This is a genomic window from Streptomyces sp. NPDC085932, from assembly GCF_044540525.1.
Classification (GTDB): domain Bacteria; phylum Actinomycetota; class Actinomycetes; order Streptomycetales; family Streptomycetaceae; genus Streptomyces; species Streptomyces levis.
The window spans coordinates 609521-620992 of sequence record NZ_JBITSJ010000004.1 but is presented as its reverse complement, the minus strand read 5'-3'; the positions used below and the strand labels follow the sequence as shown (position 1 = coordinate 620992).

Genomic DNA, 11472 nt, shown 5'->3' with positions numbered 1-11472 from the left:
GCGCCACGGCGCATGCGAACGTAGCTCAGTTGGTAGAGCGCAACCTTGCCAAGGTTGAGGTCGCGAGTTCGAACCTCGTCGTTCGCTCCAGTGAGAAGCCCCCCGGTTCCGGCCGGGGGGCTTCTGCGTGTCCCGCCTACGACCAGCCGGTGCCGGTCAGGCGCTCGTAGGCCTCGACGTACTTGGCGCGGGTGGCGTCGACGACGTGCTGGGGCAGCGCGGGCGGCGGCTGCTCGCTCGCACGGTCCCAGCCGGACTCCGTGGAGGTGAGCCAGTCGCGCACGAACTGCTTGTCGTACGACGGCTGCGCCCGGCCCGGCTGCCACTGGTCGGCCGGCCAGAAGCGCGAGGAGTCGGCGGTGAGGACCTCGTCCGCGAGGACCAGGGTGTCGCCGTCGAAGCCGAACTCGAACTTCGTGTCCGCGAGGATGATGCCCCGCTCCCGGGCGATGTCCCGGCCGCGCGAGTAGACGGCGAGGGTGGCCTGGCGCAGCCGGGCCGCGGTGTCGGCGCCGACCTGACGGGCCACCTCCTCGTAGGAGACGTTCTCGTCGTGCTCGCCGACCTCGGCCTTGGTGGCCGGGGTGAAGATCGGGGCGGGCAGCTCGCTGCCGTCGACCAGGCCCTCGGGCAGGGCGAGGCCGCAGACCGTGCGGGTCTCGTTGTACTCGGCCAGGCCCGAGCCGGTGAGGTAGCCGCGGGCGACGCACTCCACGGGGATCATCTTCAGGTTCTTGCAGACGAGCGTGCGGCCCGCCCAGTCGGCGGGGGCGCCCGCGGGCAGGTCCGTGCTCAGCACGTGGTTCGGGACCAGGTCCGCGAGCTGGTCGAACCACCACAGGGAGAGCTGCGTGAGGATCCGGCCCTTGTCCGGGATCTCGGTCGGCAGCACCCAGTCGTACGCGGAGATGCGGTCGCTGGCGACCATCACGAGGTCGCCCGCCTCGTTCCGGTAGAGCTCGCGCACCTTGCCGGTGTGCAGATGCACCAGGCCCGGAATCTGGAGCGGCTCGGGCTTTTCGACGAATCCGGACACGGTTCCTCCCCGTGGTTCTGTACGAGTGGCTCGATTCTCCCGTATGCGAGCTTGATCACCGACAGCGGGTCAGTCGCGTTTGCAGATGCGGTCCAGGAGGTTGGCGGTGGCGCGCTGGACGCGCGCGTCGACGTGACCGGGGCGGTCCAGGGCCGGTGACCAGGCGAACGTTCCTGCTGCGAAGACCCAGGCGCCGGAGGGAGCGCGGTAGAGGGACGTCTCCTGGTGGCGGAGGACGCCCTCCTTGTCGGTGTACGGGGAGTGGGCGAGCAGCATGCGCTCCTCGTGCTCGGGCAGCGGGGTGCGCGGGAAGTAGCGGTCGGCCTCGCCCGCCACCAGGTTCTCGATCTCGTCGCCCTCGTGCGCCCCGGTCGCCTCCCACAGCCAGTGCCCGGCGTTGCGCACGACCAGCGGGTGCGGCTCGGGCACGTGCCCCGCGTACTGGATGCCGAGGAGCTGCTGCTCCGCCCGGTCGATCTCCCGCCACAGCACCGGCTTCCCGGGGCCCTTGCGCTTGCGGCAGGTCAGCAGCCGGTGCGGGACGCCGGACGGGGAGGGGCCGAGCTCCACCTGCCAGTACACGGAGTTGGCGGAGAGGAAGACGAGCGAGGTGCCGGCGTCGCGGGCGGTCTCCACGGTCCGGCGCATCTCGGCCGACCAGTACTCGTCGTGGCCCGGGAAGACCAGGCCGCGGTAGCGGGTGGGGTCGACCCGGCCCGCGTGCAGGTCGCCGGCGTTCGCGTAGGCGATGTCGTAGCCGTAGCGCTCGGCCCAGCGGATGAAGTCGTAGGCGTGCCCGACGTGCAGCGGGAGGCCGGCGCCCGCGTACGGGCGGTCGAAGGAGACCGTCGTGGCGGCGTCCGCCTCGCCCAGCAGCCGGCCCTCCTCGTCCCAGGCGTGGTACAGACTGGCGCCCGTGCGCCCGTCCTCCGGGTAGAGGTTGTAGGCCTGCCAGGTGATGTCGGGCAGTACGAGGAGCAGGTCGGCGGGCTCGTCGTGGCGGACGGTGAACGGCACGTGGGAGCGGTAGCCGTCGGCCGTGGTGAGGACGGCCACGTACGCGCCGATGTTCCAGTACGACGGGACCTGAAGACGCCAGGACAGCCACCAGTGGTGGCAGGAGACCGTGCGGTCGGCCGTGAGGGGCGGGGGCTGGACGATGCCGGACAGGCGGGGGCTGGTGGTGATCTTGGCGGCGCCGTCACCGCCGTAGTGGCCGATGCGGTAGATGTCGACGGCGAACTGCTGGGGCGGGTCGACCGTGATGTGGAAGTCCACGGCCTCGCCCGGGGCGACCGCTCCGGTGGAGGTGAACCCCTTGATCTGGCGGTGGACGTCGTCGGCCGCGCGGGGGCCGCCGGAGCGGCCGCCCTTCCGCTGGGGCGCGTCCTGGTCCACGTACCAGGGGACGATCCGGCCGGTGTCGTCGAAGTACGTCACATTGCCGCGCAGCCACGGGACGGGGCCCTGCCCGAAGGGATCCGTCACGGCGTGCGCCAGCGCTCCCGACTCCCAGCGGCGGATCTGCTCCGAACGCATGGTCGTTTCCCCTCCCCTTCGCCCCCGTGGTGGTCCCTGCCGATGTGGTGTGTGGTGCCGTGTGTGGTCTTGTGCGTTTGTCGTATGTCGCACGCCTTTGCCATGCGCGCGAACGGTCCAAGCACATCACATAACGCGCGCGCTTCGTCACTGTTCGTTTTGAATTGGCCAGAAGCGGAAGGCGGGGCTCCGGCGGGTGGGCGCCGCGGGAACCGGCCGGGTCAGGCGAGGCGGACCGGCTTCTCCGGCCGTATCCCCAGGTCGGCCAGCCAGACCCGGAGCGGGGTGGCGTCGCCGTCCTCGATCAGGGCGAGGACCTTCGGGGCGAGATCCGGCGTGCGGGCGCCGTCGACGAGCAGGGTCGGGCCGTCCAGCCAGTCCAGGCCGGGGGTCGCGCCGGCCGTGTCCATCGCGGCGCAGCAGACCATCGCCGTGAGGTGGTCGGCCAGCAGTTCCCGGGCCGTGCGCGGGGGCTGGAGCGGGAAGAGGGGGAGCGCGCGGTCGTCCCAGAGGGCCGCGGGGTCGACGGCCGTGGTGCCGGTGGCGGTGGAGGTCGGGCGGGGCGCCGCGGTCTCCTCGCGGGACAGCTCGGCGCTGAGGCGGGCGGCGAGGGCGGCGCTGCGGGGGGTGGTGCCGGAGAGGTCCTCGTCGTCGTCATCGGCGGCTGCGGCCGCCGCGGCCGGTCGGGAGCCCGCCGCGGTCGCGGGGCCGGCGGCGGGGGCGCTGCCTGTTCCCGGCGTTGCGCCGGTCGCCGATGCGGCGCCTTCGCCCGGGACCGGTGGGGCGTCGGCGGTGAGGTCCGTCAGGTGGTCCAGGACGCGGGCGAGGGTCGGGGCGCCCGCGGGGGTCGCGGGGCCCGGGGCGGGACGGACGCCCAGGGCGTCCAGGACACGGTGGAGGCGGGCCGCGTCGACGCGCCACTTGCGGTCCACGACCTCCTCCGGATACTCGCTCCAGTCCACCGGCGCCCAGTCGGGCCCCGGCCCCGCCGGCCCGCCGTGGAAGAGGCGGGCGGCGAGCAGGGAGGCGGCCTCGTCGACCGCGCCCGGCTCCTCCAGCAGATCGCAGGCGGGCCGCTCACCGAGCCGGGACGCGAAACCCTCGGCCAGCCGGTCGCGGCGGGACAGCTCCGTGAGCGCCGCGACGACCCCCGCGTCCAGCCGGGACGGCCAGCGGCCCATCCGCCAGGCGGGCAGGGCGACCCGGGTCAGCAGCCGGTCCCAGCCCGCGTACGCGAGGCCCACCTGCTCCTGGGCGACGATCCGCAGGCCGTAGTCCACAGCCTGTGCACGCTCCGCGGCCGCGGCCGCCACGCCCCGCTCCATCTCGGCGGCGTGCACCCGGCAGCTGCGCAGCAGGGCCCTGGCCACCCAGCCGACACCGGCGAGGACCAGCCGCGACACCGGGTCGCGGCGGGGCGCCGAGGTCACCGCGACCGCGGCGTCCAGGCCCCGGACGAAACGCCGGGCGGCGGCTATGTCCGGGTGGGCCGAGGGGCCCGTGCCCGCCACGACCGGGGCGAGGACGGCCCGCAGCTCGCCGACCCGCATCCACCACAGGAACGGGGAGCCGATGACCAGGACCGGGGCGACCGGGTGCCGGCGGTGGGCGGGTCCGCCCGTACCCGCTATGTCCTCGTGCTCCTCCGCCGGGGGTGGGCCGTGGGCCCGGTGCGTGCGGTCCTCCAGCCAGCTGTCGCAGTCGGGGGTGAGCGCTATCGCCGAGGGCGCGGGGACGTCGAGGCGGTCGGCGAGGTCACGCACCAGCCGGTACAGATCCGGGGCCGCCTCCTCCGCGATGGCGACCGTCGGGGTCATGGCGGGGCGGGCCCGGGCGACGACCAGGGCGACACCGGCGGCGGCGAGCAGCACCAGGAGCGCGAGCGGCGTCAGGATCCAGCGGGCGGCGTCCCAGCCGGGACCGGCCAGATGGCCCGTGGGGACGCCCGCGAGCAGGATCACGGCGGCGGCGGCCGGCAGCAGGGCGACGGCCAGCGCGCGGCTGCGGATGCGCAGCACGACGAGCGCCCGGGACCGCGCGGCCTGCGCGCCTGCCTCCACACCCATTCCGGTCACGACCGACCTCACCCCCTCCCCGTTGACCTGACGCTTTCCTTGCTCACTCCCCCACTGTGGCACCCGCCACCGACATCGCAATGCCGGTGGGCCAAGTGCCGGAACGCTTGCGCCGCACCCTAGTTGGGGCCTCGCCCCCCGTCAGCCGGATAGGGCATCGGTCACTCGATGGAATGGCTCTGGGGAAAGGTGGATGACGGAAAGCGAGGATCAGGCCCCCGCCCGGCGCACACTTCAGGCCCCGGATCCTGAGACGGATCCGGGGCCTGGGAGGTTCATCGGCGCGGGGGTGGTTTCTCCCCCGACGCACCACGGTTGACGGCGGTCGGCCGCCGGCGGCTCTACGCGCCCGCGGCCCCGGCCGCGATGTCCGTGCGGTGCTGGGAGCCGTCGAGGCGGATGCGGCCGACGGCCGTGTAGGCGCGCCGGCGGGCCTCGGCGAGGTCCTTGCCGGTGGCCGTGACGGACAGGACGCGGCCGCCCGCGCTGACGATCGCGTCGCCGTCGCGCCGGGTCCCGGCGTGCAGCACGTAGGCGTGCGGGGCGTCCTGGGCGGCGACCTCGTCGAGGCCGGTGATGGGGTCGCCGGTGCGCGGGGTGCCCGGGTAGTTGTGCGAGGCCACGACCACGGTCACGGCCGCGTCGTCGCTCCAGCGCAGCGGCTCCAGGTGGGCGAGGTTGCCGGTGGCGGCGGCCATCAGCAGACCCGCCAGCGGGGTCTTGAGACGGGCCAGCACGACCTGGGTCTCGGGGTCGCCGAAGCGGGCGTTGAACTCGATCACGCGGACGCCCCGGGAGGTGATCGCGAGACCGGCGTAGAGCAGCCCGGAGAACGGGGTGCCGCGGCGGTTCATCTCGTCCACCGTCGGCTGCAGCACGGTCTGCAGCACCTCGTCGACCAGCTTGGGGTCCGCCCACGGCAGCGGGGAGTACGCGCCCATGCCGCCGGTGTTCGGGCCCTGGTCGCCGTCGAGCGCGCGCTTGAAGTCCTGGGCGGGCTGCAGCGGCACGACCGTCTCGCCGTCGGTGACGGCGAACAGGGAGACCTCGGGACCGTCCAGGTACTCCTCGATGACCACGCGCTCGCAGGCGGCCGCGTGCGCCCGGGCCGTCTCCAGGTCGTCGGTGACGACGACGCCCTTGCCGGCGGCGAGCCCGTCGTCCTTGACGACGTACGGAGCGCCGAAGGCGTCGAGGGCCGCGTCGACCTCCTCCTCGGTCGTGCAGACGTACGAGCGGGCCGTGGGCACCTCGGCCGCCGCCATGACGTCCTTGGCGAAGGCCTTGGACCCCTCCAGCTGCGCGGCGCGGCCGGACGGGCCGAAGACCGGGATGCCCGCCTCGCGCACGGCGTCGGCGACACCGGCGACCAGCGGCGCCTCCGGGCCGACGACCACGAGGTCCGCGCCGAGCCGCCGGGCGAGCTCGGTGACGGCGGCGCCGTCCAGGGCGTCGACCTGGTGCAGCTCGGCGACCTCGGCGATGCCGGCGTTGCCGGGGGCGCAGTGCAGCGCGGTGACGTCGGGGTCGTGGGACAGGGCGTGGCACAGGGCGTGTTCGCGGGCGCCGGTACCGATGACGAGGACCTTCACGGGGTCAGCCTAACGGGAGGCGCCGGGTTTCCCTTGTGCGGGCTTCCGAAGGGGGCGGGGTGGCGGGCTTGGAGGTTTCTCCAAGCCGCGCGCGGGGCCGGTCGAGGTGCGGCTCTCGCCTACGGCTCGTTCGAGAACTCCTCCACGACGGTCGCGCCCAGCTCCCGGACGATCAGTTCCTGTCCGGACAAGGCCGACTCGTCGAGGTCGGGGTCGTCGTCCTCGGGGATGTCCTCCTCCGCGGAGACGTGGCGGGGCTGGGGGGCGGAGGGCTGTGGGACGGGGGCGGCCGGGGCCGAGACGGCGCCGCCCGAGTGCGGGGCGGGGGCCGCCGGGGCGGACGACTGGGCCGGGGCCGGGCGCTGGGCGGTCGCCGTGCCGCCGCCGGAGCCGTAACCGGTGCCCGAGCCGTAGCCCGCGCCGGTGCCACCGCCGGAGGCGTGGCCGCCACCGCCGGTGCCGTAACCGCCGGCGCCGCCGGACTGGCCGCCGCCGTAGCCGGAGGGGCCGCCCGGGGCCGGGGGCGCGGAGCCGCCGGAGGGATCGACGATCGCCTCGATCTTCCACTGGACGTTGAACTGCTCGCCCAGCGCCTGCCGCAGTACGTCCTCGCTGCCGCTGCTCAGGAAGTTGTCCCGGGCGCCCGCGTTGACGAAGCCCAGCTGGAGGGTCGTGCCGTCGAAGCCCGCGACCTGGGCGTTCTGGCTGAGCAGGATCCAGGTGAAGCGGCGGCGGTTCTTGACCGCTTCCAGGATGTTCGGCCAGAGCATGCGGGGGTCGAGGCCGCCGGATGCGGGGGGCGTGGCGGCGGCCGGCGGAGCGGGCGTGGCGGACGGTGCCGCCTGGGGGGCGCTCGGGGCCGGGGCGCTGGGCGCGGATGCGGCCGTCGGCGTGCTCGGCGCCGCGGAGCCCGCTGCCGGGGTGCCCGGGGCGGGTGCGCTCGGGGCGGCGGTGGGCCAGGCGCCGGGAGCCGGGGTGGAAGCGGCCGGCGTCTGAGGGGCCTGGGGCGGGTGCGGTGGCCGGGCGGGCGTCTCGGCGGGAGGCGTGGGCGCGCCGGGGGTGTGCCCGCCGGGCGCACCGGGTCCCTGCGCCGGCATGCCCTGACCCGCTGCCGCGGGGGCGGACTCCGCCACGGGAGCCGGACCACCGAAACCACCAGGAGCTCCGGGACCACCGGGAGTGCCGACTGCGCCGGGACCACCGGGGCCACCGGGAGTGCCGACTGCGCCGGGACCGCCGGGAGCCCCGGGCCCGTCGACCGGGCCGGCTGCGCCGGAACCACCGGGACCTCCGGAGCCGCGCACCGCCGCGCGGGCCGCGGCCGGGCCGCCACCCGGGGGTACCGGAGCATGCCCGGTGGGCGCGCCCCCGGGCATCTCCTGATGGGCTTCCGGCGACGGGACGTATCCCATGGCCGGCATGGCGGCCGGGCCCGCCGCGGAGAAGTTCACCCCGCGCTCGATCCGGTCCAGGCGGGCCATCACGGAACGCTCGTCGCCGTAGGCGGCGGGGAGCAGGACGCGGGCGCAGATCAGTTCGAGCTGGAGGCGGGGCGAGTGGGCGCCGCGCATCTCGGTCAGGCCCTCGTTGACGAGGTCGGCGGCCCGGCTCAGCTCGGCGGGGCCGAAGGTGCCGGCCTGGGCCTGCATGCGCTCCAGGACATCGGCGGGGGCGTCGATGAGCCCCTTCTCCACGGCGTCGGGAACGGCGGCGAGGATCACCAGGTCGCGCAGCCGCTCCAGCAGGTCGGCGACGAAACGACGGGGGTCGTTCCCACCCTCGATCACCCGGTCGACGACCTCGAAGGCCGCGGCGCCGTCACCGGTGGCGAAGGCCTCGACGACCGAGTCGAGGAGCGAGCCCTCGGTGTAACCCAGCAGGGACGTGGCCATGGTGTAGGTCACACCGTCAGCGGCGGCGCCGGCGAGCAGCTGGTCCATGACGGACATCGAGTCACGCACGGAACCGCCGCCGGCGCGCACCACGAGCGGGAGCACCCCGTCCTCGACCGGGATGTCCTCCTTCCGGCACACCTCGGCCAGGTACTCCCGGAGCGTGCCGGGCGGGACGAGGCGGAAGGGGTAGTGGTGCGTGCGCGACCGGATCGTGCCGATGACCTTCTCGGGCTCGGTCGTCGCGAAGATGAACTTGAGGTGCTCCGGGGGCTCCTCGACGACCTTCAGCAGGGCGTTGAAGCCGGCCGACGTGACCATGTGGGCCTCGTCGATGATGTAGATCTTGTACCGGCTGCGGGCCGGTCCGAAGAAGGCCTTCTCGCGCAGGTCACGGGCGTCGTCCACGCCACCGTGGGAAGCGGCGTCGATCTCGATGACGTCGATGGAGCCGGGGCCGTTGCGCGCGAGGTCCTGGCAGGACTGGCACTCACCGCACGGCGTGGGCGTGGGCCCCTGCTCGCAGTTCAGGCACCGGGCCAGGATGCGCGCGCTGGTCGTCTTGCCACAGCCGCGCGGCCCGCTGAACAGGTACGCGTGGTTGACCCGGTTGTTGCGCAGCGCCTGCTGCAACGGGTCGGTGACATGCTCCTGCCCGATGACCTCGGCGAAGGTCTCCGGGCGGTAGCGGCGGTACAGAGCGAGAGACGACACGCATACGAGGTTATAGGCGCCCACTGACATCGGGCCCCGCCCGGGACACGGACCCGGCGCCCCGGCCCGGGAACGCAGACGCCCCCCACGCACCCGCCAGAGCCGACCTACCCTTGCTGCCTTCCGGCCCTGGGGGAGTTCAGTCAGATAGCGCCGCGTGAGGGGCTGCGCCAAGGCTACCTGATGTCCGGGCCGGGGAACGAGTTCGCGAGCACTCCTCTCGGTCATGTAATGTTTCCGGCGGAGGATTCGCCTAGAGGCCTAGGGCGCACGCTTGGAAAGCGTGTTGGGGGCAACCCCTCACGAGTTCGAATCTCGTATCCTCCGCCAGCCCCGAGGGCCGGACCGCGTGAAAGCGGCCCGGCCCTCGGGCGTTCTCGGGCAATCGGTGCCCGACTGCAACCCCACGGGGACCCCCCGGGGCGCATACTGGGCCTGATGACAAAGCGTGCAGCACATAAGCGTCACTTGCCTACGAGCCCCTTCAAGGCTCCCGTCGCGCCGGCTCCCAAGCACTTCGCCGTCGGGGACCAGGTCACCCATGACATGTACGGCCTCGGCCGTGTCGTCGGGGTCGAGGACGGGATCGCGGCGCTGGTGGACTTCGGTTCCGCGCAGATGCGGATCCTGAGCCCCTACGCCAAGATGACCAAGCTGTAGGACCACGTGCCGGGTCACGGCACGCGCGCCCCCGGAGGGGGCCCGCACCCACGAAAGAGAGACCTCTCATCGATTCGACATCGCTGTTCTCCGCTCCGGAAGGGCACGTCGGCCGCTCCGCGGCGGCATCGCCGCCCCCGGTGACCGACCCCTTCCGCGCACCCGACTTCGGGGAGGACGAGTTCTTCCCGGACGAGGCGGCAGAGGCGGCCGAGGTGACCGAGGTCACCGAGCAGTCCGTCAGGCCCCGGGAGCGCACGCGGCCCTCCGCGGGCCGGCGGGCACCGCGCCGCAGGGCTGCCTAGCAGGCTCCCGCGGCCCGGCCTCGCGCCGGCCTCCTCACGGTGTCCCGCTCGGGATCACGCAGTTCTTCGGCTGGGGCCGGCCCGTCGGCCAGCCCAGGCCCACGAACTTCAGCGTGCCGCGGCCCTCGCGGCCCGGGTCCAGTTCGACGATCGCGGCCGGTTTGTCGTAGGCGTTTCCACCGGTCGTCAGGCAGATCAGGCCGCTGGTGGCCTGGACGCGGTGGCGGGAGTGGAGGAGCGACCACTGGCGGCCGACGTCCTCACGGGTGGGGACCGTCGTGTCGGGCGCTCCCTGCTGGGCCTGGTGCAGGGCCTTGCCGATGGTGAGGAGCCCGTCGTGCACGAGCATCGTGCGGGAGTCCTCCAGGTTCGGTGCGGAGCCGAGGGAGATGCCCTCGCGTCGTGTCTGCGTGATCCGGGCCCGCAGGGTGTCCAGGGCCGCCTTGGGCTCGGCGAGGTACTGGGGGAGCTCCCGGGGTTCCGGGGCGCGCTTGTGCCGGGCTCGGAAGTCCTTCGTCCAGGCCGCCAGTTCCGTGGCCCAGGCGTCGGGGTGGGCGGGAGCCGCGTACTGGACCGTGACCTTCGGCCGTCCGTCGTCGCCGCGCAGCGAGGCCCAGTCCCGTTCCGTCATGTCCTGGCGCAGCGAGGCCGCGTCCGAGCCGCTGACGATGGTGTAGTGGCGGCCCTCGCAGCCCACCTGGGCGAGCTTGAGGGCGAAGATGCGCAGGTGGAGGGTGCGGCCGGCGAAGTAGACGGTGTCGGCCTCGGAGTCGCAGATGTTGTTGGCCGTCTGCGTGAACTGGTTGCCGGTGGAGCCCGCCTCGTCGATGGCCGGGGACTCGAAGGACATCGCGGCGGGGCCTGCCGGGCCCTGCTCCTTGATCCGGCTGAACGCCCTGGCCAGGGACTCGTTGTAGCCGTCGGGGCGTTTGTCGTAGACCAGGACCGTCCGGACGTTGCGGCGGCCCTGTGCGCCGTTGAAGTCGGCCAGGGCCCGGGCGGCGTCGTTGTTGGTGGGCAGGATGCGGGCCAGGCCCGGGAAGCGGAGCCTGGCCATGCCGTCCGCCCGGTCCTCGTTGGCGATCCGGTCGCCGCTGATCCGGGCGGCCAGCACGGGGACCTTGTGCTCGGTCAGGCGCCGTACGGCCGCTTCCGTGGCGGCGAGGCTCAGGTTGAAGCCGGTGACCGCGCGCAGCCGGTCCTCGGGGGAGGCGGCCATCCGCAGCAGGGTGTCGACGACCTTCGCCTGGTGCCCGTAGTCGCGTCCGGGGTTGGCCAGGACCAGCCGGATCTTCGGCGGCTCGCCCTCGCCGGAGTTGGCCTGCCGCTGCCCGAGGTAGGCGCCCTGCAGGTCGCTGCGCATCTGCCGGCGCAGGGCCTCGCGGCCGGACTGCAGAGGCAGCATCATCGCGACGGTGACGTGCGGCTCGTCCTCGATCCGGTCGTTCTCGCGGGCGACCGCGCGGGCCACGTCGGCGATCTCCGGGGTGCCGAAGTCGTAGCCCTCGCCGTTGACGCCGACGCACTCGCCGTCGATCCGCTCCACGCCGTCGGCGCAGGTGTCCGGCTTGCGGACGAGGGAGGCCGTCACCATGACGCCCGTGACGAGGACCAGCACCCCTAACAGCGTGTAGAGGATCTTCTTCCATCTCGGCATGC

The 11472-nt window shown here is 73.8% G+C and carries 8 protein-coding genes, 2 tRNA genes and 1 other RNA gene; 4 read left to right on the top strand and 7 right to left on the bottom strand.

Going from position 1 to position 11472, the window contains the following annotated elements; translation table 11 throughout:
- The first annotated feature begins 14 nt into the window (after window positions 1-14).
- Window positions 15-90, top strand: a tRNA-Gly gene (locus ACIGAQ_RS23120).
- A gap of 46 nt (window positions 91-136) precedes the next feature.
- Here the strand turns inward: ACIGAQ_RS23120 and ACIGAQ_RS23115 are convergent.
- From ACIGAQ_RS23115 to ffs, 6 genes are all read right to left on the bottom strand, one after another.
- The gene (locus ACIGAQ_RS23115) at window positions 137-1036 is read right to left on the bottom strand and encodes a phosphoribosylaminoimidazolesuccinocarboxamide synthase (protein ID WP_399785573.1); all 900 of its coding nucleotides are present in this window, start codon (window positions 1034-1036) and stop codon (window positions 137-139) included.
- A 69-nt stretch (window positions 1037-1105) separates the two neighbouring features.
- The gene (locus tag ACIGAQ_RS23110) at window positions 1106-2575 is read right to left on the bottom strand and encodes a N,N-dimethylformamidase beta subunit family domain-containing protein (protein ID WP_311688290.1); all 1470 of its coding nucleotides are present in this window, start codon (window positions 2573-2575) and stop codon (window positions 1106-1108) included.
- Between the two features lie 221 nt (window positions 2576-2796).
- Entirely contained in the window at window positions 2797-4641 is a 1845-nt protein-coding gene (locus ACIGAQ_RS23105) for a hypothetical protein (RefSeq protein ID WP_399785921.1), read from the bottom strand.
- 350 nt (window positions 4642-4991) lie between these two features.
- Window positions 4992-6242 (bottom strand): phosphoribosylamine--glycine ligase, encoded by a 1251-nt coding sequence (gene purD / locus ACIGAQ_RS23100; protein WP_311688289.1) that lies wholly within the window; start codon window positions 6240-6242, stop codon window positions 4992-4994.
- A gap of 119 nt (window positions 6243-6361) precedes the next feature.
- Window positions 6362-8848 (bottom strand): DNA polymerase III subunit gamma and tau, encoded by a 2487-nt coding sequence (locus ACIGAQ_RS23095; protein WP_399785568.1) that lies wholly within the window; start codon window positions 8846-8848, stop codon window positions 6362-6364.
- A gap of 73 nt (window positions 8849-8921) precedes the next feature.
- Window positions 8922-9018, bottom strand: an RNA gene (gene ffs / locus ACIGAQ_RS23090) — signal recognition particle sRNA small type.
- A 72-nt stretch (window positions 9019-9090) separates the two neighbouring features.
- Between ffs and ACIGAQ_RS23085 the strand changes: the two genes are divergently transcribed.
- From ACIGAQ_RS23085 to ACIGAQ_RS23075, 3 genes are all read left to right on the top strand, one after another.
- Window positions 9091-9178, top strand: a tRNA-Ser gene (locus tag ACIGAQ_RS23085).
- A 108-nt stretch (window positions 9179-9286) separates the two neighbouring features.
- Window positions 9287-9508 (top strand): hypothetical protein, encoded by a 222-nt coding sequence (locus tag ACIGAQ_RS23080; protein WP_094054923.1) that lies wholly within the window; start codon window positions 9287-9289, stop codon window positions 9506-9508.
- Between the two features lie 140 nt (window positions 9509-9648).
- Window positions 9649-9813: a hypothetical protein gene (locus ACIGAQ_RS23075; protein ID WP_311688287.1), complete on the top strand. Its 165-nt coding sequence runs from the start codon at window positions 9649-9651 to the stop codon at window positions 9811-9813.
- A gap of 34 nt (window positions 9814-9847) precedes the next feature.
- On the opposite strand, the gene ACIGAQ_RS23070 is transcribed toward ACIGAQ_RS23075, so the two are convergent.
- Entirely contained in the window at window positions 9848-11470 is a 1623-nt protein-coding gene (locus ACIGAQ_RS23070) for an ABC transporter substrate-binding protein (RefSeq protein ID WP_399785564.1), read from the bottom strand.
- Window positions 11471-11472 lie beyond the last annotated feature (2 nt).

Excerpts from the sequence above, each read along its gene's own strand:
- ACIGAQ_RS23110 (WP_311688290.1), bottom strand. The coding sequence starts at position 2,575 with ATGCGTTCGGAGCAGATCCGCCGCTGGGAGTCGGGAGCGCTGGCGCAC.
- ACIGAQ_RS23105 (WP_399785921.1), bottom strand. The coding sequence starts at position 4,641 with ATGGGTGTGGAGGCAGGCGCGCAGGCCGCGCGGTCCCGGGCGCTCGTC.
- ACIGAQ_RS23080 (WP_094054923.1), top strand. The coding sequence starts at position 9,287 with ATGACAAAGCGTGCAGCACATAAGCGTCACTTGCCTACGAGCCCCTTC.
- ACIGAQ_RS23070 (WP_399785564.1), bottom strand. The coding sequence starts at position 11,470 with ATGCCGAGATGGAAGAAGATCCTCTACACGCTGTTAGGGGTGCTGGTC.